Source organism: Pseudomonas sp. P20, from assembly GCF_016463925.1.
GTDB classification, from domain to species: domain Bacteria; phylum Pseudomonadota; class Gammaproteobacteria; order Pseudomonadales; family Pseudomonadaceae; genus Pseudomonas; species Pseudomonas aeruginosa.
The window spans coordinates 287,180-307,439 of record NZ_JAEMVM010000002.1 but is presented as its reverse complement, the minus strand read 5'-3'; the positions used below and the strand labels follow the sequence as shown (position 1 = coordinate 307,439).

Here is a 20,260-nt window from a genome sequence, read left to right as displayed (position 1 = left end):
AACGGGCTAAGCTCGAGACGCCGCCTGGCGTCTTCATGGAGGATTCCGCATGTTGTTGCTCTGGTTAGTCGTACTGGTACTCGGTGTCGCTTACCTCGCCCATCGGCGTACCCCACCCGCTCCCGCGCTCGGCATCAGCGCCGCCTACCTGATCCTGATGGGCGTGTTCAGCCACGCGCCCGGCTGGCTGCTGCTGGTCTTCTGGCTGCTCTGGCTGGCGGTGGCGCTTCCCCTCGCCCTGCCCGACCTGCGCCGGCGCGTGCTCAGCGGTCCGCTGTTCGCCTGGTTCCAGAAAGTCCTGCCGCCGATGTCCGACACCGAGCGCGAGGCCATCGAGGCGGGCACCGTGTGGTGGGATGGCGAATTGTTCAGCGGCCGCCCGGACTGGCAGAAACTGCTCGACTACCCCAAGGCGCAACTCACCGAAGAAGAGCAGGCCTTCGTCGACGGCCCGACCGAAGAACTCTGCGCCATGGTCAGCGACTGGGACATCGGCCAGCGCATGGACCTGCCGGAAGAAGCCTGGGCCTTCATCAAGCAGCACGGCTTCTTCGGCCTGATCATTCCCAAGGAGTACGGCGGCAAGGGCTTCTCCGCCTTCGCCCACTCACAGGTGGTGATGAAGCTCGCCACCCGTAGCGGCGACCTGGCCTCGACGGTGATGGTGCCGAACTCCCTCGGCCCGGCCGAGCTGCTGCTCCACTACGGCACCGACGAGCAGCGCCAGCGCTACCTGCCGAGCCTGGCCAAGGGCGACGACATCCCCTGCTTCGCCCTCACCGGCCCCTACGCGGGCTCCGATGCCGGCGGCATGACCGACGTCGGCATCGTCTGCAAGGGCGAATGGGAAGGTCGCGAGGTGCTCGGCCTGCGCCTGACCTGGGAAAAGCGCTACATCACCCTCGGCCCGGTGGCCACCCTCCTCGGCCTGGCCTTCAAGTGCCACGACCCGGACCATCTGCTGGGCGACGAGGAGGACCTGGGCATCACCCTGGCGCTGATCCCCACCGACACCCCCGGGGTCGAGATCGGCCGCCGCCACGTGCCGCTGGGCGCCGCCTTCATGAACGGTCCGAACTCCGGCAAGGACGTGTTCGTGCCGCTGGAGTACATCATCGGCGGGCAGGAAATGATCGGCAAAGGCTGGATGATGCTGATGAACTGCCTGTCGGTCGGACGCTCCATCTCGCTGCCGGCCGTGGGCACCAGCGCCGGCAAGGCCAGCAGCTACGTCAGCGGTCGCTACGCCCAGGTCCGCGAGCAGTTCAACGTACCGATCGCCGCCTTCGAAGGCATCCAGGAGGCGCTTGCCCGCATCGGCGGCAACGCCTGGCTGATGGACAGCGCGCGAATCCTCACCGCCAACGCGGTGGACCTCGGCGAGAAGCCCTCGGTGCTTTCGGCGATCCTCAAGTACCACCTCACCGAGCGCGGCCGCGAGTGCATCGCCCATGCCATGGACATCCATGGCGGCAAGGGCATCATCATGGGCCCGAACAACTACCTGGGTCGTTCCTGGCAGGGCGCGCCGATCTTCATCACGGTGGAAGGCGCGAACATCCTCTCGCGCAACCTGATGATCTTCGGCCAGGGCGCGATCCGTTGCCATCCGTACGTGCTCAAGGAAATGGAACTGGCCCAGCGCGAGGACAAGGACCAGGCCGCCCGCGAGTTCGACGCGCTGCTGGTGAAGCACATCGGCTTCGCCGTCGGCAACGCCGCCAGCAGCTTCCTCCTCAGTCTCAGCTGCGGCCACCTCGGCAACGCGCCCGGCGACCGCATCAGCCGTCCCTACTTCCGCGCGCTGAACCGCCTGGCGGCGTCCTTCGCCCTGCTCGCCGACTTCAGCATGATGCTGCTGGGCGGCGAACTGAAGCGCAAGGAACGCCTCTCCGCGCGTCTCGGCGATGTCCTCAGCTATCTCTACCTGGGCTCGGCGGCGCTCAAGCGCTACCACGACCTGGGCAACCCGGACTACCTGCATCCGCTGCTGCGCTGGGCCATGGAGGAAAACCTCGGCAAGGCCGAGGCGGCGCTGGAGGACCTGCTGAACAACTTCCCCAGCCGCTTCTTCGGCTGCGCGCTGAAGGTCCTGGTACTGCCGTTCGGCCGCCGGCACAAAGGGCCGGGCGACGAACTGGACGCCGAGATCGCGGAAATCCTCGGCCGTCCGGACGACGACCCGGCGTTGCAGGCGATCCTCGCCGGCGCGTTCCTGCCGAAAGACCCGCAGGACCCGGTCGGTGCCCTCGCCCACGCCTTCGACGCGGTACGCGAAAGCGCCGCGCTGGAGAAAACCCTGCACAAGGCGATCAAGGAAGGCAGGGTCCAGCCGCAAGCGGGGCAGAACCCGATCGATGCCGGCGCCGCCGCCGGCGTGCTGAGCGCCGAGCAGGCGCAGGCCCTGCACCAGGCCGAAGCGGCACGGCGCAAGGTGATCGACGTCGACGACTTCGCCAAGGAGGAACTGCAACTGGCCGACGGCAGGATCCGCTGACACTCCGCGGCAAAGCGACAGTCGCAACCGACAAAGGCGCCTTCCGGCGCCTTTGTCGTCTTCACCCACCCAAACCCGGGCGATTGGCTAGAATCGACGGGCACATCCCTGACGTACGGGAGGCCATCATGCTCAAGCTACTTGCCACCGGCCTGGCAGCCTCGTTTCTCCTCCTGCCCCCGGCGCAGGCCGCACCGCCTGCGCCCTATGGCGTGCAGCCGCACCAGCAGGCGGTGCAGCGCGCCGGCGAACAGCGCCAACGCCAGCTCCAGGAACAGCGCCAGCGCTTCGACGAACAACGCCTGCAACTGCAGCAGGATCAACTGCAACGCCAGCAGCAGAACCTGCAGCGGCAACGGCAGCAGCGACAGATGCAGGACAACCTGATCCGCCAGCAGCAACTGGACCAGCAGCGCTGGCGCCTGGAGCAGGACCAGCGGCGCCTCGACAGCGAACGCCGGCAACTGGAAAACCGCCGGCGCCAGAGCCAGTCCCCGGCGATCCGCTGAAACTGGCCGGCGCCGCGAAACCCTTTATACTGCCCAGCTTTTTTCCAGAGGACCCGTCATGGCCAACTCCTACCTCGAGCACCACCTCGCCCTGCTCCAGCACCTGCGCAACATCCTCGGCGCCCTGGGCGAGGCCGAGCAGGTGCCGGAAGAAAACCACGGGCTGTTCCTCGAACGTTTCGACGAACTGATGGACGAACTGCCGCGCGACCCGGAAGGCGCCCAATACCTCGGCCAGGACCTGATTTCCCAGGTCTTCCACCGCTATCCGCAGATCGCCCACCTGGTACCTCGCGACCTGCTGTGGTTCTTCGGCGGCGATTGCCTGCACTTCATGCCGGACGAAGAGATCGACCTGTTCCAGCGCCTCGACGAGCGCCGCTACGAAGCCGAAGAGCGCGGCGAAACGTTCGACTGGAACCGCGAAAAGCAGTTGCTCGCGCTGCCCGAGGACAGCCCGCGGCACTGAATCGCCTCGCGCCGTACGCACGCCGGCGCGACTCTTTGCGCTTCCGCCGCACGCTCATCTGCCCCTCTAGCTCGCCGCTACGCGCGCCTCGCGCTCTGCGCCGCGCCGGCTGTTGCGCCACGCCCAGAGCTCGGCCGCCTTCAGCGGCGGGGAAAACAGGTAGCCCTGCCCCCACTGGATGCTGTGCCCGCACAAGTACTGTTCCTGCTCCCGGGTCTCGATGCCTTCGGCGGTCATGGCCAGGTCCAGGCGCTGCGCCAGCGCGATGATCGTCTCCAGCACCACGGCATTCACCGATCCGCTGCCGACGCTGCTGACGAACGAGCGATCGATCTTGAGAAAGTCCGCATGCAGCTTCTGCAGGTGGGACAACGAGCTTTGCCCCGTGCCGAAATCGTCCAGCGCCCATTGCACGCCAAGCTCGCGCAGTTGCTGGATGTTGTGCTGCAACTGCGCATCGTGCGGCAGCGCCTCGCGCTCGGTGACTTCCAGGACCAGTTGCGGGCCTTCGCTGCCGATGGCGCCGAGCAAACGCCGCACGTCGTCGACGAACCCATGGCTCGCCAAGTGCGAGCCACTGACATTGACACCGAGATGATCGCCCGCCCCCAGGCCCAGTTGCGCCAGGTCGGCGGCGACCAGGCCGAAGATGTGCCGGGTCAGATCGCCGATCATGCCGTTGTCTTCGGCCAGGGGGATGAAGATGTCCGGCCGCACCTGACTCCTGTCCGGCCGCTGCCAGCGCACCAACGCCTCGACGCCCCGGCACTCTCCGGTATCGAGGTGGATGATCGGCTGGTAGACCATGTGGAACTCACGGGCGCGCATGGCCCGATACATGTCGCCGACCAGCGACAGCCGGCGACGGCAGAACAGGTGCGCCAGATATCCCGCCAGCAACGCGGCCAGGAGGATGAAGGGGGCGTAATGCCGCCAGGCATCGGCACGATAGGCGCTGGCCAGCGCGGGAGCGACCGCCACCCGCACCTCGACCGGAAACCTTGCCGAAGCCGCTACGGCGACGCCATCGCCGGTGGCGGGCGCGCCGCCGGGTAGCTGTCGCTGCGACTGTCTCAGGACCATCTGCACCTGGAACCGTTCGTCGTAGGAAGCCGCCTGTTGGATATCCAGCAGGTACTGACCGTCGATTATCGCCAGCACGCCGGATCCGTTTTCATCGCCACGCGACATGATGACCGAAGCCCGCTCCGGTACCTGCGGCGTCGCGTTGCTGGGGGTGATGCGCTGCCCGGCCGGCAGGCTGCCCAAAGCCTTGAAGGCCACCTGCAACGGCAGATCGTGCAACTCGCCCCGCAGGGAGGAGCAATAGACGTTCTCGCGTTCCACTAGGACCAGCGAGCGGAAATACGGGCTCAGCATGGTCATCCGGGTCAATCGGCCCAGGACCTCCCGGCACGGCTTGCCCACCGCCTCCTGGCTCTTGTCCAGGCTGTCCGAGACAACGCCGAGCAGGGTGTCCAACTGGCGAAGAATGGCGACAGAGGTTACCGCGGCCTCGCCTTCGGCACGCATCCTGGCCTGCTGGTACACCAGCGGCGCCATGAGCAACGGGACGGCCGCGAGCGCGGCGATCACGATACCGAAATGAAAGAGACTGTCCCGCCGCGGCCTGCCGATCTGCATAGGTGCCACGCTCCCGCGCAAGTTGCACGAAGCCCGCCCGGGATTGCCGGGATCAGGGTCATGTCCGTATGAGATTGAAAATACAAGCACGAATCCGACAACGTCCGGCGACGGGAACACCCCGACAGAGCCGGCTCGCTCGCGCCAGCCTGCACCTATTTGCGGCGCAACGCAGCCGGCGCCCGGAACGAATCTTACCCCAGAAGCCTGGCGAGCGACCGCGCCCGCCTCCGCCGCCGAACGCGACGGAAAAGGCGTCCAGCGCGCGGGACCCGGGACGTCCTCGCTACCGCGAGACAGCGGGGCTTGAACGGCAGAACGAGGCAAGTAAAGGAGACCAGGACGAGCAGCCTGGGGCGCAGAAACGAAAAAAGGGCCCGAAGGCCCTTTTCTCTTCGACCCAGGCCGAAACCTGGATCATGTTTGGAGCGGGAAACGAGACTCGAACTCGCGACCCCGACCTTGGCAAGGTCGTGCTCTACCAACTGAGCTATTCCCGCGTTACAACTTGTTGCCCGTTCGGCCGAAACCGAACCTTTGACGCCTAACTTTCACCAACCCCGCCGAAGCCAGGTTGTAGAATTTGGAGCGGGAAACGAGACTCGAACTCGCGACCCCGACCTTGGCAAGGTCGTGCTCTACCAACTGAGCTATTCCCGCAATGGCGTCCCCTAGGGGACTCGAACCCCTGTTACCGCCGTGAAAGGGCGGTGTCCTAGGCCACTAGACGAAGGGGACGCGGCCCGGAACTTACAACAGATCTTTCCGGCTTCCAGTGTTTCGCGTTTGGCTTCACGCTGGAAGTGGCGCGCATTTTATGGAGCGTCCGGGGAGGCGTCAACCCTTCTGAGAAAATTTTTTTAAATCAAAGACTTCTGTGCAAATAATGAGCTGCTGCTATCAGTGGTAGCACCAAGACATTAGACTGAGAAAATTCTTACAGCGGAGTCCCAAGGTGTCGCCACTCCTCATTACCGCCCTCATCATCGGCGGGATCGCCCTCCTAATCGCCATTGGCTATATCAACCACGTGGTGGAAAACAGCAAGCTGGAGAAAGCGCGCCTGAAAGCCGAACTCAACGACCGGGTCCGGCGCTGCGCGCAGATTTCCGAGAGCCTTCCCGGCCAGTTCGTCAGCCCGTCGCTGAAGCTGTTGATGAGCCAGATCGAGCTCAGCCTCAGCGAGCAGCAACTGGCGCTGCAGAAGAAAGCCGATGCCGGGCTCAAGGCTCGTATAGAAGAGTTGCGCGCGCTGGTCGCCAAGGGCGAGTCGATCCCGGTGCGCAATCCGCCCCAGGCGATCCTGACCGAGGACAAGGCCAAGGAAGTCCGCTTCCTCTTCGAAGCCCTGCATGCCCAGCTCACCCGTTTCACCCAGGACGGCCACCTGCCGCGCAGCGAGGCGCAGATCTGGGTCAAGGAGATTCGCCACCTCCTGGTGCGCCTGCATATCGAGTTCTTCGGCAATCTCGGCCAGCAGGCCCTGCAGCAGAACGAACCGCGCCAGGCGCGCCTGGCCTTCGAACGCGGCGCCCAGTATCTGCGCAAGCAGCCCGAGCTGGCGCGCTACCAGGCGGAGCTGCAGCAGATGGAAGCGCAGCTGGCCCGCGCCAACGCGATGGTGCTGAACAACAGCCAGCCGGCGAGCGAGGAGCCCAGCGAACTCAACGAGGGATTGAAGGCCCTCGATGCAGACGACCTGTGGAAGAAGAAGAACGTCTACGACTGATTCCGGCCTGCCCACGGCAGCCGTGCTATAACCCAGGCTCATATCGACCGAGGAAATCGTTATGAGCCTGACACTCTACGGAGCCCCGCTGTCTCCGTTCGTCCGCAAGGTCCGCCTGCTCCTGGCCGAAAAGGGCCTCGACTACCAGTTGGAAGCGATCGCCCCGTTCGGCCAGCCGGCCTGGTATCGCGAGATCAGCCCGCTGGGCCGCATCCCGGCGTTACGCGACGGCGACCTGGCCCTCGCCGACTCCAGCGTGATCTGCCAGTACCTGGAAGAACGCTATCCCGAACCGCCGAATCTCCAGGGCGACGCCCCCGCCAGCCGCGCAGCGGTGCGCTGGCTGGAAAAATACGCCGACTACGAGATCGCTCCCCTGGCCACGCTGACGATCTTCCGCAACCGGATACTCAAGCCGGCGATGGGCCAGGCCTGCGAGGAGAACGACGTGCGTCGCGCGCTGGAGGAAAAGCTGCCAGCGCACTTCGATTACCTGGAAAACCATCTCGACGGCCGGGCCTTCTTCGTCGGCGAGCGACTGACCCTCGCCGACCTGGCGATCGCCAGCCAGTTGGTCAACCTGCGTCACGCCGGCGAAAACCTGGACGAGCAACGCTGGCCGGCCCTCGCCGCGCATTTCGCGCGGATGCTCGAACGCCCGGCGATGCAAGCGCTGCTGCCGGGGGAACGACGGACCCTCGACAAGCTCGCAGCGAAAGCCTGAACGCGTCGCTCAGCAGTCCGTCAGGCGCAGGAATATCTCCACCAGGCCTTCGATCCCGGCCTGGTCCTCGGCGCTGAAGCGTCCCACGCTCGGGCTGTCCAGATCGAGCACAGCGACCAGGCGGCCGTCCTTGAGCAGGGGCACCACCAGTTCGCTGCTGGAAGCGCTGTCGCAGGCGATGTGGCCGGGAAACGCGTGGACGTCGTCTACCCGCTGGGTCAGCCGGGTACGCGCCGCGGCGCCGCAGACGCCCTTGGAGAAGGGGATGCGGACGCAGGCGACCTTGCCCTGGAACGGTCCCAGGACCAGCTCCTCGTTGCGGTTCAGATAGAAGCCGGCCCAGTTCAGGTCGCCCAGCTCATGGAAGAGAAAGGCGGAGAACTGCGCGGCGTTGGCGATGAAATCGCGCTCGTCGGCGAACAGCGCCTCGGCCTGCGCCGCCAGCAGGGCGTAGCCGGCCAGCCCGGCGCCAGATTGCTGCAGATCGATCATGCCTGGCGCTCCAGCAGTTGCTTGCCCACCCAGTAGCGGGAGAACTGATAGGCGCAACGGCCGTTGCGGTTGCCGCGGCCAAGCGCCCAGCGGATCGCTTCCTTCTCCAGTTCCTCGCTCCAGCTCCAGGCCAGCCCGGCCTTCTCCGCGAGCACGTCCACCCAGTGGCGAACCACGCTGAGGAAATGCTCCTGGGTGAAGGGATAGAACGACAGCCACAGGCCGAAACGGTCGGACAAGGCGATCTTGTCCTCCACCGCTTCGTTGGGATGCAGCTCGCCGTCCACCATCTTCCAGTTCTCGTTGTCGCTCTGCTTCTCCGAAACCAGGTGCCGGCGGTTGGAGGTGGCGTAGAGCAGCACATTCTCCGGCGCCTGTTCCAGCGAGCCGTCGAGCACGCTCTTGAGTACCCGGTAGTCGCCTTCCCCGGCATCGAACGAGAGGTCGTCGCAGAACAGCACGAAGCGCTGTGGCAGGCCTTGCAGTTGCTCCACCACGCGCGGCAGGTCGGCCAGGTGGTCGCGCTCGATCTCGATCAGGCGCAGCCCGGCGCCGGCCAGCTCGGCCAGCAGCGCACGAACCAGGGAGGACTTGCCGGTCCCGCGGGCCCCCCAGAGCAAGGCGTGGTTGGCCGGCTGGCCGGCGACGAACTGGCGGGTGTTGCGTTCCAGTTGCTCGCGCTGCCGCTCTACGCCCAGCAGGTCGGCCAGGCGCAGGTCGAGGCTGACCTCCAGCGGCTGCAGGTAGCCGCTACGGCCGTCGCGGTGCCAGCGCGCCGCCAGGCTGCGCTCCCAGTCGACGGCTTCGCGTACGGCCGGCAGCAGCGGCTCCAGGCGCGCGAGCACGCTTTCGGCGCGGGCAAGAAAATCGCTCAATCGGGAATCCACTCTGTTCTCCTCGGATCGGACTGACGTCACGGATCGATCATCGGTTGCGCCCAGGAACCCCGACAGACGGTCGGGATGGGCTATGCTAGGCGGCAGAACCTCGCCAAGGCTGATCCCCGCCCCCATGGATATAGCGCTGACCCATCGCCTGTCGTTCAAACAGGCCAGCCTCACCGTGCTGGTGGCCTTTATCCTGGGAACCCTGCTCAGCCTGATTCAGGTTGGCGTCGATTATGCCAGCCAGGACGCATCCATCAATCGCGAAGTGCGCGCGCTGCTGGACGTCAGCCACAACCCCGCCGCGCGAATCGCCTACAACATCGATGCGGAGCTGGCCCAGGAGCTGGTCCTCGGCCTGCTGCGCTCGCCCGCCGTGGTCCGCGCGGAAATCATCGACACCTCCGGCCTGCCGCTGGCCAGCGCCTCGCGCGAACCCGCCGAAAGCCGCCTGCGGCCGCTCAGCGACTTCCTCTTCGGCCACAAGCGGGTCTACGAGGACCCGTTGCATGTCGACCATGCGCCGGGCGAGGCCCTCGGCGTACTGCACCTGGAAATCGACACCTTCGTGTTCGGCAACGACTTCCTCCGTCGCGCCGGCATCACCCTGCTCTCCGGCTTCGTGCGCAGCCTGCTGCTGTCGCTGATCCTGCTGGTGCTCTTCTATACCCTGCTGACCAAGCCCCTGGTCAGCCTGATCCAGGCCCTCAGCGGACACGATCCACGCTCGCCGGCACGCATGCGCCTGCCCTGCCCCAAGGGCCACGAACGCGACGAGATCGGCGTGCTGGTGGAAGTCATCAACCGCCAGCTCGGGCGCATCTCGGTAGAGATCGAACAGCGCCGGGAGGCGGAGAACCGCCTGACCCAGTACCTGGAGGAGCTGGAAAGCATCGTCGCCGCCCGTACCGCCGAGCTGAAGGCCGCCAACGCGCGCCTGACGCTATCCAACCAGGAACTCGAAGAAGCCCGCCAGACCGCTCTCGATATGGCCCAGGCCCGCGCCAGCTTCCTGGCCAACATGAGCCACGAGATCCGCACGCCGCTGAACGGCCTGCTCGGCATGCTCTCGCTGAGCCTCGACGGCCCGCTCACCCCGGAACAGCGCCAGCAACTGTCGATCGCCCACGACTCCGGCAAGGTGCTGGTGGAATTGCTCAACGACGTGCTCGACCTCTCCAAGTTCGAGGCCGGGCAACTGGTCCTGGAACAGATCCCGTTCGACCTGGGCGTCCTGGTGGAAGACACCGCCAGCCTCCTCTCGCAGAACGCCGCGGCCGGCGTGGAGCTGACCTGCCTGGTCGACCCCGCCCTGCCCGCCCAGGTTTCCGGCGACCCGACGCGGATTCGCCAGGTCGTCAGCAACCTGCTGTCCAACGCGCTGAAGTTCACCCGCCTGGGGCGGGTCGACGTTCGCGTGGAAGCCACCGCCGAGGGTGTGCGCATCAGTGTGCGCGACACCGGCATCGGCATCGCCCAGGAGGCGCTGGATCGCATCTTCCAACCGTTCACCCAGGCCGACGCGGGTATCACCCGCCAATACGGCGGCACAGGCCTCGGCCTGGCCCTCACGCGCAAGCTGTGCGAGGCCATGCAGGGCGAGCTGACGGTGGAGTCGACGGTCGGCCTGGGCAGCCTGTTCAGCGTCGGCCTGCCGCTGGCGCCGGTCAGCCCTCCGCTGCAGGCGCTGCCGCTGCGCGGCCGGGTGATCGCGCAATGCTCGGCCAACAGCGGGCTGGCGCAGCTGCTGCAAACCTGGCTGCCGCGCTGGGGCCTGGAGTACAAGCGTCTGGAGACCGACGACAGCCTGCTCGGCCACTCGCTCGACGTACTGATATCGGATTGCCCGGACTGTCTGATGGGACTGCGTCCGAGCATCGGTACGCCGATCCTGCTGGTCACCGCCTACGGCAGTTTCCTCGAACCGGAGCTGGCCCGCCGCCTGTCGCCGCTGCGCCAACTGGCCAGGCCGCTGAGTCGCAACCAGTTGTACCAGGCCCTGAAACACGTGCTCGAACACACTGCCATAGCCCCGTCGAGCGCCTCGGACACCACGGGAGAACAGCGCAACACCCGGGTCCTGCTGGTGGAGGACAACCCGGTCAACCAGTTGGTCGCCAAGGGCCTGCTGCACAAGCTCGGCTGCCAGGTATGGATCGCCGAACACGGGCTGAATGCCCTGAAGATGCTGGAGGAGCATCCCATCGACCTGGTCCTGATGGACTGCAACATGCCAGTGATGGACGGCTACGAAGCGACCCGGCAGATCCGCGACAGCGGACGCTGGGGCGGCCTGCCGATCATCGCGCTGACCGCCAACGCCCTGCCGGACGAGCGCGAACGTTGTCGTGCCGCCGGCATGGACGACTACCTGGCCAAGCCTTTCCACCGCGACGAACTGAAAGCCATCCTCGACCGTTGGTGCCCGCTCACCGCGAGCGACTAGCCGGCCTCGCGACGACGGCTAGCCTCCTACCGCCAGACGGAAGCGCGACAGCAATCCGCCCAGGCGCTGGTGCAGGTCGAACATCTCGTTGAGGTCGAAACCGGTGCTGCAGATCAGCTGCTGGCGCAGCGGAATGACCCGTTCGCGCAAGGTGATCCCCGGCACCGTCAGCGTCAGGTGCACTTCCCGCTCATCGTGACTGGCGCGACGGCGATCCACCAGGCCGAGCTGTTCGAGACGCTTGAGCAAGGGCGTCAGGGTTCCGGAGTCGAGCAGCAGGCGGTCGCCCAAGGCCTTCACCGTCGGCTGCTCCGGCGGGCTCGCATGCCACTCCCAGAGCACCAGCATGACCAGGTACTGCGGGTAGGTCAGGCCGATCTGTTCGAGCAGCGGCCGATAGCCGCGGATCACCGCGCGCGAGGCGGCGTACAGCTTGAAACACAGCTGGTTGTCGAGCAGCAGCGATTCTTCGACGCCATCCGGCCTGGCGACTTTTCCCCGGGTGCTCATTCAAGCAGCGCCTCGATCGCCGAGCTCAGCTCCTCCGGCTTGGTGGTCGGCGCATAGCGCTTCACCACCTGGCCATCGCGGCCGATCAGGAACTTGGTGAAGTTCCACTTGATGCCCTGGCTGCCGAGCAGGCCCGGCGCGCGCTTCTTCAGGCTGACGAACAACGGGTGGGCGCCGGCGCCGTTGACCTCGATCTTCCTGAACAGCGGGAAGCTCACCCCGTAGTTCAGTTCGCAGAACTGCGAAATCTCGCCCTCGTCGCCCGGTTCCTGCTTGCCGAACTGGTTGCAGGGGAACCCGAGCACCACCAGTCCGCGCTCACGGTATTTTTCCCACAAGGCCTCCAGCCCCTGGTACTGCGGGGTGAAGCCGCACTTGCTGGCGGTGTTCACCACCAGCAGCGCCTTGCCGCCGAAGTCGGCCAGGGTCTTCTGTTCGCCCTTGATGGTGGTGCAGGGAATGCTCAGCAGCGAATCGCTCATGGCTTGTCTTCCTTGTTGAGGGTGGGTCTCGAAACAAAGTAGCTCGCAATTCAATTGCACACAAATTGATTGAATGAAAAACGACCCGAACCAAAGACGGGTCGTCGCTCTCTAGCTCTCCCGCGGCACCAGCTTCAGCGAGGCCGAGTTGATGCAGTAACGCAACCCGGTGGGCCGGGGGCCATCCGGGAAGACGTGCCCCAGGTGGGCATCGCAGCGGCCGCAGCGGACTTCGATGCGATGCATGCCGTGGCTGAAGTCGTCCAGTTCGCGGACCGCCTCGGCGTCCACCGGCTGGAAATAGCTCGGCCAACCGCTGCCGGAGTCGTACTTGGCGTCGGAGTCGAACAACGCCGTGCCGCAGCAGGTGCAATGATAGATCCCGGGGGTCTTGGTGGCGTGGTATTCGCCACTGAAGGCGCGTTCGGTACCGCCCAGGCGACAGATGTGGAACTGCTCTTCGGTCAACTCCTCGCGCCAGGAGTCCAGGGGTTTGTCGATCTTGCTCATCGGCTCTACCTCGCGATCTGAAAAATGCCCGGCGCTCCCTTTTCCGGGGGACGGGCCGCACGTATCATGCGTGCTCCTTATAGACGCCAGTCTGTCATCCGCGTTACAGCCTGCCAAGCCGCGATCCAGCGGGCTTTTCGCAGCCTGTTCCACGGTGTTCGCTCACTTCGGGACTCGACACATCATGCAGGTCAGCAAATCGAACAAGCTCGCCAACGTCTGCTATGACATTCGCGGGCCGGTGCTCAAGCACGCCAAACGCCTAGAGGAAGAGGGTCACCGCATCCTCAAGCTGAATATCGGCAACCCGGCGCCGTTCGGTTTCGAAGCTCCCGAGGAAATTCTCCAGGACGTCATCCGCAACCTGCCGACCGCCCAGGGCTACAGCGACTCCAAGGGCCTGTTCAGCGCGCGCAAGGCAGTGATGCAGTATTACCAGCAGAAGCAGGTGGAAGGCGTCGGCATCGAGGACATCTACCTCGGCAACGGCGTGTCGGAACTGATCGTGATGTCCATGCAGGCGCTGCTGAACAACGGCGACGAGGTGCTGATCCCCGCTCCCGACTACCCGCTGTGGACCGCCGCGGTCAGCCTCGCCGGCGGCAAGGCGGTGCACTACCTGTGCGACGAGCAGGCCAACTGGTGGCCGGACCTGGAAGACATCAAGGCGAAGATCACGCCGAACACCAGGGCGATGGTGATCATCAACCCGAACAACCCCACCGGCGCGGTGTATTCCAGGGAAGTGCTGGAAGGCATGGTCGAACTGGCCCGCCAGCACAACCTGGTGCTGTTCTCCGACGAGATCTACGACAAGATCCTCTACGACGGCGCCGTCCACGTCTCCACCGCCTCGCTGGCGCCGGACGTGCTCTGCCTGACCTTCAACGGCCTGTCCAAATCCTACCGGGTGGCCGGCTTCCGCTCCGGCTGGGTGGCGATCTCCGGGCCCAAGCAGCGGGCACAGAGCTATATCGAAGGTCTCGACATCCTCGCCAACATGCGCCTGTGCGCCAACGTCCCGGCGCAGCACGCGATCCAGACCGCCCTGGGCGGCTACCAGAGCATCAACGATCTGGTCCTGCCGCCGGGGCGCCTGCTGGAGCAGCGCAACCGCGCCTGGGAACTGCTCAACGACATCCCCGGCGTCAGCTGCGTGAAGCCGATGGGCGCGCTGTACGCCTTCCCGCGGATCGACCCGAAGGTCTGCCCGATCCACAACGACGAAAAGTTCGTCCTCGACCTACTGCTCTCGGAAAAACTGCTGATCGTCCAGGGCACCGCCTTCAACTGGCCGTGGCCCGACCACTTCCGGGTGGTCACCCTGCCCCGCGTCGACGACCTGGAGCAGGCGATCCTGCGCATCGGCAGCTTCCTCAAGGGCTACCAGCAGTAACCCCCCCCGCTCCCGCGGCGCCGCTGGCGCCGCCCTGCCCGGCGACCCATCCATGGACCTGCAGATCGACGACTTCCACAAGGACGCCGCTGGCGGCCTCCTGCTTCTCTACCAGGCGTTTCCGCGCAAGACCGCGCTCTACGTCGAAGACCTGATCGGCCGCGAGGCGCCGGACGAGTTCGGCCTGCCGAGCAAACGTCACCAAAGTTGTCTGGGCGCGTTGCTCTGGCTCGCCGAGGAAGGCTACCTGCGCTTCGCCAACACCATTCATTACGAGGCTCTCGACCAGGCGGTGCTCAGCGAAAAGGCCTTCCTAAGACTTACCCGTATCGTCCCCCGGGCCGCGGCGGCGCTGGCCGAGGCGCCGGCCAGCGTGCGCCGCGAACAGGCCAGCCTGGCCAACCAGTTGCGCCAGGCGCTGGCGCAGGGCGACGGCGAACGCCTGGCCGGGCTGACCCGCCTGCTGTTCGAGGGCAACCTGGGCGCGCAAGGCGACACAGTTTGAAATAGTCCCTCGATTGAATCGCCATGGACCGCCCCTTATATAACCCCGCATGATTATCAGGAGCCCGTTCGCCCGCCCCGGCGGCCTGCGAACCGCGCTCCGTGCCTTCAGCCGTGAGGAGAAGCTTTACACCATGATGCGCATCCTGTTGTTCCTGGCCACCAACCTGGCAGTCCTGGTGATTGCCAGCATCACCCTGAAACTGCTCGGGGTGGACCGCTTCACCGGCCAGAATTACGGCAGCCTGCTGGTCTTCTGCGCCGTGTTCGGTTTCGCCGGTTCGCTGGTCTCGCTGTTCATCTCCAAGTGGATGGCGAAGATGAGCACCGGTACCGAAGTCATCAGCCAGCCGCGCACCCGTCACGAACAGTGGCTGCTGCAAACCGTCGAAGAGCTGTCCCGCGAAGCCGGCATCAAGATGCCGGAGGTCGGCATCTTCCCCGCCTACGAGGCCAACGCCTTCGCCACCGGCTGGAACAAGAACGACGCGCTGGTCGCGGTCAGCCAGGGCCTGCTCGAACGTTTCTCGCCCGATGAGGTGAAAGCCGTCCTCGCCCACGAGATCGGTCACGTCGCCAACGGCGACATGGTCACCCTGGCATTGATCCAGGGCGTGGTGAACACCTTCGTGATGTTCTTCGCGCGGATCTTCGGCAACTTCGTCGACAAGGCCATCCTGAAGAACGAGGACGGCCCGGGCATCGGCTACTTCGTCGCGACCATCTTCGCCGAACTGGTGCTCGGCATCCTCGCCAGCATCATCGTCATGTGGTTCTCGCGCCGCCGCGAGTTCCGCGCCGACGCCGCCGGCGCCCACCTGGCCGGCACCGGCGCGATGATCGCCGCGCTGCAACGCCTGCGTTCGGAACAGGGCGTGCCGGTGCAGATGCCCGACACCCTGAACGCCTTCGGCATCAATGGCGGCCTCAAGCACGGCCTGGCCGGCCTGCTGATGAGCCACCCGCCGCTGGAAGATCGTATCGAAGCGCTGCGCGCCAGCGCACGCTGATCCGCTTTCACACTTGGGACAGGGCGACCATCGGTCGCCCTTTTTTTATGCCCGGGAAAGCCACCTATCCATGGTCGCTTTGACAGCCGCGAGCCAGCCCCGGAACATGCGGGTCCGTGATTTCGCCCGATGAGGTTCCCATGCAGATCCGCGCCGATTTCGACAGCGGCAACATCCAGGTCATCGATGCCAGCGATCCCCGCCGGATCCGCCTGGCGATCCGTCCCGACCTGGCCAGCCAGCATTTCCAGTGGTTCCACTTCAAGGTCGAGGGCATGGCTCCCGCCACCGAGCACCGCTTCACCCTGGTCAACGCCGGCCAGTCGGCCTACAGCCATGCCTGGAGCGGCTACCAGGCAGTCGCCTCGTACGATGGCGAACGCTGGTTCCGCGTGCCGTCGCAATACGACGCCGACGGCCTGCATTTCCAGCTGGAACCGGAGGAAAGCGAAGTCCGCTTCGCCTACTTCGAGCCCTACAGCCGCGAACGGCATGCCCGCCTGGTCGAACGTGCGCTCGGCATCGAGGGCGTCGAACGGCTCGCCGTCGGCACCAGCGTGCAAGGCCGCGACATCGAATTGCTGCGGGTCAGGCGCCATCCCGACAGCCACCTGAAGCTGTGGGTCATCGCCCAGCAGCATCCCGGCGAACACATGGCCGAATGGTTCATGGAAGGCCTGATCGAGCGCCTGCAGCGGCCGGACGATACGGAAATGCAGCGCCTGCTGGAAAAGGCCGACCTGTACCTGGTGCCGAACATGAACCCGGACGGCGCGTTCCACGGCAACCTGCGCACCAACGCCGCCGGCCAGGATCTCAACCGGGCCTGGCTGGAGCCGAGCGCCGAGCGCAGCCCGGAAGTCTGGTTCGTCCAGCAGGAGATGAAGCGCCATGGCGTCGACCTGTTCCTCGACATCCACGGCGACGAGGAAATCCCCCACGTATTCGCCGCCGGCTGCGAGGGCAACCCGGGCTATACGCCCCGCCTGGAACGGCTCGAGCAACGCTTCCGCGAGGAACTGATGGCGCGCGGCGAATTCCAGATCCGCCATGGCTACCCACGCAGTGCGCCGGGCCAGGCCAACCTGGCGCTGGCCTGCAACTTCGTCGGGCAGACCTACGACTGCCTGGCGTTCACCATCGAGATGCCGTTCAAGGACCACGACGACAACCCGGAGCCCGGGACCGGCTGGTCCGGCGCCCGCTCCAAGCGGCTCGGCCAGGACGTCCTGAGCACCCTTGCGGTACTGGTCGACGAACTCCGCTGAAAATGGACGGGGCGCCGCGCGGCGCCCCGTTTCAGCCTCTCTCCAGCAGGTAGACGGCCTCGTCCAGCCAGGACACCCCGCGCTCGAGGAATTTCCAGTTGACGCCGAGCACGTCGCCGCGCTCCAGTTCCTCGATCCGCCAACCGCCAGCGTAGTAGCCACGCACCTCCTCGTCGGGCACGGCGAACGGCGGACCGGCCATCTCCGCCTGCGGGTAGTCGATGGTGACCAGCAAGCCGAGGCTGCGCGTCGGCAGGACCGCCTGGAGATGCCCGGCATAGCGCTCGCGCATCTCCGGCGGCAGGGCGATCAGCGCGGCGCGGTCGTAGAACGCCCTGCACTGCGCCAGGTGCTCTGCCTGCAAGGCGAAGAAATCACCCTGCAGCAGGGTGATGCCGGCGACCCGGTAGCGGCGGAAACCATCCAGTTGATCGATCTCGGGGCGCAGGTCGTGCTCCTCGAAGAAGTCGCTCACGGCCTTTTCCGAAAGCTCCACCCCCAGCACCTCCAGTCCCTGGGCGGCCAGCCAGGCCAGGTCCAGGGTCTTGCCGCACAACGGCACCAGGATCTGTTCGCCCGCTTGCAGTCGCAGCCGCGACAGGTGGCGCATCAGGTAGGGATTGATCTCGTCCAGGTGGAAGCCGATCTGGTTGTTCGCCCAGCGGGCGTGCCAAAAATCCGCCTGCATCCTGTCCTCCGCATTCGTGGGAAAAACCGCAAGGTGGCGACAATCGGCCGGCAGGTCAACTCCCCTGCGCATCTCCCTCGCGCACTTCCACCAGCACCGGACACGGCGCCTCGCGGATCACCCGGTCGCCGACCGAAGGATCGAGCAGGCGCTCCAGCCGTCCCAGGTGCCGATGGCCGATGACGATCAGCTCGCAGCCCAGGCGCCGCGCCTCGCCCAGGATCACCTGCACCGGGTCGCCGGCACGCAGCTCGGCCCGTACCTCCAGCTCGCACCCGGCTAGCAGCGCACAAGCCTCGTCGAGCACCTGCCGGGCCTCTTCGCACTCGTGCGCGGCGGGCGGATAGTCGAGCAGCGTCGGCCGGCCCGGCAACGCATAGCCGGCGTCCACCGCGCACAGCAGGTGGACCCGCGCGCCCGGCGCGGCGGCCTGCCGCGCCAGCTCGGCAATGCGACGGGTCTGCGGGCCGCCGTCGATGGCGACCAGGAGCGTATGGAACATCGGCAAATCCTCGGATAGAGCGTGCACCGGCATTCTTCGGCAGCCACCGGTGCGCGTAAAGGCACCGCGAACGCAATCCAGCAATGCAGCGAACGCACGCCTGGGAGAACGAAAGACTGCACCCTGCGCATGCCAGCGTGCTTATACTTCCACTCCATGCATCTTCCCGATCTGAATCTCCTGGTCGCCCTCAACGTTCTTCTCGAAGAGGGCAGCGTGGTCGGAGCCGCGCGCCGCATGCACCTCAGCCCACCGGCGATGAGCCGTACCCTGTCACGGATCCGCGAGGCGGTAGGCGACCCGATCATGGTCCGCGCCGGCCGCAAGCTGGTGCCCACGCCCCGTGCCCTGGAACTGCAGGAGCAGGTCCGGCAACTGGTGGACCAGGCCCGCGACCTGTTCAACACTCGCGAGACCATCCAACTGGACAAGCTGGAGCGCTGCTTCACCCTGCGTTCCAACAACACCCTGGTCGGCGGTCTGTCGATACGCCTGCTGGAGATCTTCGCCGAGGAGGCGCCGCGCTGCACCCTGCGCTTCGTGCAGGAGTCGGACATCGACGACGAGGCACTGCGGCAGAACCGCATCGACCTCTACATCGGCGCCTCGTCCTGGATGGAACCCGAGGTCAAGACCCAGCAGTTGCTCACCACCCGCTTCGTCGGCCTGGCCCGCCAGGGGCACCCGATCTTCGACGGCGAGATCACTCCGCAGCGCTTCGTCGCTTTTCCGCATATCGCCGTCTCGCGTCGTGGCCTCAACCATGGACCGCTGGACCAGGCCCTGGGAGAACTCGGCTTGAAGCGCGACGTCAAGCTGATCAGCCCGACCTTCCACTCGGCGATCTTCGCCCTGCCCGGCTCCGACCTGCTGCTGCCGATCGCCGAGCATTCCCTGTGGCGGGCCAACCGACTGGGCCTGGGCCTGCGCCAGTTCGACATCCCGGTGCCGTTGAAGACCGTGATGGTGGTCCAGGCCTGGCATCCACGCTTCGACAACGATCCCGCGCACCGCTGGTTCCGGCAAACGATCAAGCGGATTTGCGAGGAAGTGCAGAGCGATCCCCATCCGCTGCTTGGCTCCAACTGAAACAGATGCACAAAATGCACTGATTCATTTCGATCATTTCAATTTTCACACTACCGGGACGCTCCTAGACTGCGGCGGAAATCAGAAGAGTTTCCGCCCATGCCTTGTTTCCCCACCCTCGCCGTAGCGAGGTCGCGATGACTTCGCTCGCCACCCCGCTCGGCCAGCCGACGCCAACCGCAGCCCCCGCCGCCCAGCCTTTCGGCGCGCGCATCGTGGTAGGCCTGCTCGGCGTGCTGCTCGCCTCGCTCACCGCCGGTCTCAATGGTCATGTCACCGAGATCGCCATGACCGATGTGCGCGGCGCACTCGCCATTGGCCATGACGAAGGCACCTGGCTGACCGTGCTCTACGAAGCCACCCAGGTCGCCGCCATGGCATTCGCGCCCTGGTGTTCGGTGACCTTTTCCCTGCGCCGCTTCACGCTCTTCGCCATCGGCGGCTTCGCCCTGCTGGCCCTGCTCTGTCCGTTCGCGCCGAACCTCGAGAGCCTGCTGGTCCTGCGCACCCTGCAAGGGCTGATGGCCGGCTGCCTGCCGCCAATGCTGATGACCGTGGCGCTACGCTTCCTGCCACCCGGGATAAAGCTCTATGGCCTGGGCGCCTATGCCCTCACCGCGACCTTCGGGCCCAACCTGGGCCTGCCACTGGCGGCGTTCTGGTTCGAATACGTCGGCTGGCAGTGGGTGTTCTGGCAGGTCATTCCACTGTGCCTGGTGGCGATGGCCGCGGTGTCCCATGGCATCCCCCAGGACCCGGTGCGCCTGGAACGCTTCCGCCAGTTCGACGGCATCGGCCTGCTCACCGGCTTCCCGGCGATCTGCGCCCTGGTGATCGGTCTGCTGCAAGGCGAACGCCTGGACTGGTTCGAGTCGCCGCTGATCTGCCTGCTGCTGGGCAGCGGCAG

The 20,260-nt window shown here is 65.9% G+C and carries 19 protein-coding genes, 3 tRNA genes and 1 pseudogene; 12 read left to right on the top strand and 11 right to left on the bottom strand.

Annotated elements, in window-relative coordinates; genetic code table 11:
* Positions 1-49: 49 nt before the first annotated feature.
* From JHD77_RS02460 to JHD77_RS02450, 3 genes are all read left to right on the top strand, one after another.
* Positions 50-2,497 (top strand): acyl-CoA dehydrogenase, encoded by a 2,448-nt coding sequence (locus JHD77_RS02460; protein WP_003108955.1) that lies wholly within the window; start codon positions 50-52, stop codon positions 2,495-2,497.
* A gap of 128 nt (positions 2,498-2,625) precedes the next feature.
* Positions 2,626-3,006, top strand: coding sequence for a PA2816 family glutamine-rich protein (locus JHD77_RS02455; RefSeq protein WP_003119883.1), 381 nt, complete (start codon positions 2,626-2,628; stop codon positions 3,004-3,006).
* A gap of 58 nt (positions 3,007-3,064) precedes the next feature.
* Positions 3,065-3,475, top strand: a complete 411-nt coding sequence (locus tag JHD77_RS02450; protein WP_003090890.1) for a PA2817 family protein — start codon at positions 3,065-3,067, stop codon at positions 3,473-3,475.
* Positions 3,476-3,541: 66 nt separating this feature from the next.
* Here the strand turns inward: JHD77_RS02450 and arr are convergent, their stop codons facing one another.
* The 4 genes from arr to JHD77_RS02430 all read right to left on the bottom strand — a co-directional run bounded on the left by arr (position 3,542) and on the right by JHD77_RS02430 (position 5,857).
* On the bottom strand, positions 3,542-5,119 hold the full coding sequence (gene arr / locus JHD77_RS02445) for an aminoglycoside response regulator cyclic di-GMP phosphodiesterase Arr (protein ID WP_003143739.1): 1,578 nt from the start codon (positions 5,117-5,119) through the stop codon (positions 3,542-3,544).
* Between the two features lie 424 nt (positions 5,120-5,543).
* Positions 5,544-5,619 (bottom strand) — tRNA-Gly (locus JHD77_RS02440).
* Between the two features lie 84 nt (positions 5,620-5,703).
* A tRNA-Gly gene (locus JHD77_RS02435) sits at positions 5,704-5,779 on the bottom strand.
* Between the two features lie 2 nt (positions 5,780-5,781).
* Positions 5,782-5,857: transfer RNA gene (locus JHD77_RS02430), tRNA-Glu, on the bottom strand.
* A gap of 217 nt (positions 5,858-6,074) precedes the next feature.
* Here JHD77_RS02430 and JHD77_RS02425 point away from each other — a divergent pair.
* Both JHD77_RS02425 and JHD77_RS02420 read left to right on the top strand, forming a co-directional pair.
* Positions 6,075-6,848 (top strand): hypothetical protein, encoded by a 774-nt coding sequence (locus tag JHD77_RS02425; RefSeq protein WP_003160567.1) that lies wholly within the window; start codon positions 6,075-6,077, stop codon positions 6,846-6,848.
* A 61-nt stretch (positions 6,849-6,909) separates the two neighbouring features.
* The gene (locus JHD77_RS02420; RefSeq protein ID WP_003114770.1) at positions 6,910-7,572 is read left to right on the top strand and encodes a glutathione S-transferase family protein; all 663 of its coding nucleotides are present in this window, start codon (positions 6,910-6,912) and stop codon (positions 7,570-7,572) included.
* Positions 7,573-7,581: 9 nt separating this feature from the next.
* On the opposite strand, the gene JHD77_RS02415 is transcribed toward JHD77_RS02420, so the two are convergent.
* Together JHD77_RS02415 and JHD77_RS02410 are read right to left on the bottom strand one after the other, a co-directional pair.
* A complete protein-coding gene (locus tag JHD77_RS02415) occupies positions 7,582-8,064 on the bottom strand; it encodes a GAF domain-containing protein (RefSeq protein ID WP_003090905.1) in 483 nt (160 codons plus the stop codon).
* A complete protein-coding gene (locus JHD77_RS02410; protein ID WP_003143737.1) occupies positions 8,061-8,951 on the bottom strand; it encodes an ATP-binding protein in 891 nt (296 codons plus the stop codon). The genes JHD77_RS02415 and JHD77_RS02410 overlap by 4 nt, the downstream gene beginning before the upstream one ends.
* A gap of 82 nt (positions 8,952-9,033) precedes the next feature.
* Here JHD77_RS02410 and sagS point away from each other — a divergent pair, with 82 nt between their 5' ends.
* Positions 9,034-11,394 (top strand): two-component system sensor histidine kinase/response regulator SagS, encoded by a 2,361-nt coding sequence (gene sagS / locus JHD77_RS02405; RefSeq protein WP_003116565.1) that lies wholly within the window; start codon positions 9,034-9,036, stop codon positions 11,392-11,394.
* A gap of 18 nt (positions 11,395-11,412) precedes the next feature.
* Here the strand turns inward: sagS and ospR are convergent, their stop codons facing one another.
* The 3 genes from ospR to msrB all read right to left on the bottom strand — a co-directional run bounded on the left by ospR (position 11,413) and on the right by msrB (position 12,896).
* A complete protein-coding gene (gene ospR, locus JHD77_RS02400) occupies positions 11,413-11,904 on the bottom strand; it encodes a hydroperoxide stress response transcriptional regulator OspR (RefSeq protein WP_003098805.1) in 492 nt (163 codons plus the stop codon).
* Entirely contained in the window at positions 11,901-12,386 is a 486-nt protein-coding gene (locus tag JHD77_RS02395) for a glutathione peroxidase (protein WP_003090910.1), read from the bottom strand. Before JHD77_RS02395 ends, ospR begins: the two co-directional genes overlap by 4 nt.
* A gap of 111 nt (positions 12,387-12,497) precedes the next feature.
* Positions 12,498-12,896 (bottom strand): peptide-methionine (R)-S-oxide reductase MsrB, encoded by a 399-nt coding sequence (gene msrB / locus JHD77_RS02390; protein ID WP_003090911.1) that lies wholly within the window; start codon positions 12,894-12,896, stop codon positions 12,498-12,500.
* Between the two features lie 184 nt (positions 12,897-13,080).
* On the opposite strand from msrB, the gene JHD77_RS02385 reads away from it, so the two are divergent.
* The 4 genes from JHD77_RS02385 (at position 13,081) to JHD77_RS02370 (ending at position 17,074) form a co-directional block, all read left to right on the top strand.
* Complete coding sequence (locus JHD77_RS02385) at positions 13,081-14,292, top strand: pyridoxal phosphate-dependent aminotransferase (protein ID WP_003098808.1); 1,212 nt, start codon at positions 13,081-13,083, stop codon at positions 14,290-14,292.
* Between the two features lie 52 nt (positions 14,293-14,344).
* Positions 14,345-14,797 carry a hypothetical protein gene (locus tag JHD77_RS02380; protein ID WP_003115276.1) on the top strand — a complete coding sequence of 151 codons (453 nt, stop codon included), beginning with the start codon at positions 14,345-14,347 and terminating at the stop codon, positions 14,795-14,797.
* A 133-nt stretch (positions 14,798-14,930) separates the two neighbouring features.
* Entirely contained in the window at positions 14,931-15,806 is an 876-nt protein-coding gene (htpX, locus tag JHD77_RS02375; protein WP_003090915.1) for a protease HtpX, read from the top strand.
* Positions 15,807-15,946: 140 nt separating this feature from the next.
* The gene (locus tag JHD77_RS02370; protein ID WP_003106079.1) at positions 15,947-17,074 is read left to right on the top strand and encodes a M14 family metallopeptidase; all 1,128 of its coding nucleotides are present in this window, start codon (positions 15,947-15,949) and stop codon (positions 17,072-17,074) included.
* Between the two features lie 31 nt (positions 17,075-17,105).
* Here the strand turns inward: JHD77_RS02370 and JHD77_RS02365 are convergent, their stop codons facing one another.
* Together JHD77_RS02365 and JHD77_RS02360 are read right to left on the bottom strand one after the other, a co-directional pair.
* Entirely contained in the window at positions 17,106-17,762 is a 657-nt protein-coding gene (locus JHD77_RS02365) for a thiopurine S-methyltransferase (RefSeq protein WP_003106082.1), read from the bottom strand.
* A gap of 55 nt (positions 17,763-17,817) precedes the next feature.
* Complete coding sequence (locus JHD77_RS02360) at positions 17,818-18,264, bottom strand: universal stress protein (protein ID WP_003106084.1); 447 nt, start codon at positions 18,262-18,264, stop codon at positions 17,818-17,820.
* 129 nt (positions 18,265-18,393) lie between these two features.
* On the opposite strand from JHD77_RS02360, the gene JHD77_RS02355 reads away from it, so the two are divergent.
* Together JHD77_RS02355 and JHD77_RS33050 are read left to right on the top strand one after the other, a co-directional pair.
* Entirely contained in the window at positions 18,394-19,353 is a 960-nt protein-coding gene (locus JHD77_RS02355; RefSeq protein ID WP_003143729.1) for a LysR family transcriptional regulator, read from the top strand.
* Between the two features lie 137 nt (positions 19,354-19,490).
* Positions 19,491-20,255, top strand: a pseudogene (locus JHD77_RS33050) (MFS transporter); the annotation flags it as partial.
* Between the last annotated feature and the right edge of the window lie 5 nt (positions 20,256-20,260).

Excerpts from the sequence above, each read along its gene's own strand:
- JHD77_RS02460 (WP_003108955.1), top strand. The coding sequence starts at position 50 with ATGTTGTTGCTCTGGTTAGTCGTACTGGTACTCGGTGTCGCTTACCTC.
- JHD77_RS02455 (WP_003119883.1), top strand. The coding sequence starts at position 2,626 with ATGCTCAAGCTACTTGCCACCGGCCTGGCAGCCTCGTTTCTCCTCCTG.
- JHD77_RS02450 (WP_003090890.1), top strand. The coding sequence starts at position 3,065 with ATGGCCAACTCCTACCTCGAGCACCACCTCGCCCTGCTCCAGCACCTG.
- arr (WP_003143739.1), bottom strand. The coding sequence starts at position 5,119 with ATGCAGATCGGCAGGCCGCGGCGGGACAGTCTCTTTCATTTCGGTATC.
- JHD77_RS02420 (WP_003114770.1), top strand. The coding sequence starts at position 6,910 with ATGAGCCTGACACTCTACGGAGCCCCGCTGTCTCCGTTCGTCCGCAAG.
- JHD77_RS02415 (WP_003090905.1), bottom strand. The coding sequence starts at position 8,064 with ATGATCGATCTGCAGCAATCTGGCGCCGGGCTGGCCGGCTACGCCCTG.
- sagS (WP_003116565.1), top strand. The coding sequence starts at position 9,034 with ATGCTAGGCGGCAGAACCTCGCCAAGGCTGATCCCCGCCCCCATGGAT.
- ospR (WP_003098805.1), bottom strand. The coding sequence starts at position 11,904 with ATGAGCACCCGGGGAAAAGTCGCCAGGCCGGATGGCGTCGAAGAATCG.
- JHD77_RS02395 (WP_003090910.1), bottom strand. The coding sequence starts at position 12,386 with ATGAGCGATTCGCTGCTGAGCATTCCCTGCACCACCATCAAGGGCGAA.
- msrB (WP_003090911.1), bottom strand. The coding sequence starts at position 12,896 with ATGAGCAAGATCGACAAACCCCTGGACTCCTGGCGCGAGGAGTTGACC.
- JHD77_RS02385 (WP_003098808.1), top strand. The coding sequence starts at position 13,081 with ATGCAGGTCAGCAAATCGAACAAGCTCGCCAACGTCTGCTATGACATT.
- JHD77_RS02380 (WP_003115276.1), top strand. The coding sequence starts at position 14,345 with ATGGACCTGCAGATCGACGACTTCCACAAGGACGCCGCTGGCGGCCTC.
- htpX (WP_003090915.1), top strand. The coding sequence starts at position 14,931 with ATGATGCGCATCCTGTTGTTCCTGGCCACCAACCTGGCAGTCCTGGTG.
- JHD77_RS02370 (WP_003106079.1), top strand. The coding sequence starts at position 15,947 with ATGCAGATCCGCGCCGATTTCGACAGCGGCAACATCCAGGTCATCGAT.
- JHD77_RS02365 (WP_003106082.1), bottom strand. The coding sequence starts at position 17,762 with ATGCAGGCGGATTTTTGGCACGCCCGCTGGGCGAACAACCAGATCGGC.
- JHD77_RS02360 (WP_003106084.1), bottom strand. The coding sequence starts at position 18,264 with ATGTTCCATACGCTCCTGGTCGCCATCGACGGCGGCCCGCAGACCCGT.
- JHD77_RS02355 (WP_003143729.1), top strand. The coding sequence starts at position 18,394 with ATGCCAGCGTGCTTATACTTCCACTCCATGCATCTTCCCGATCTGAAT.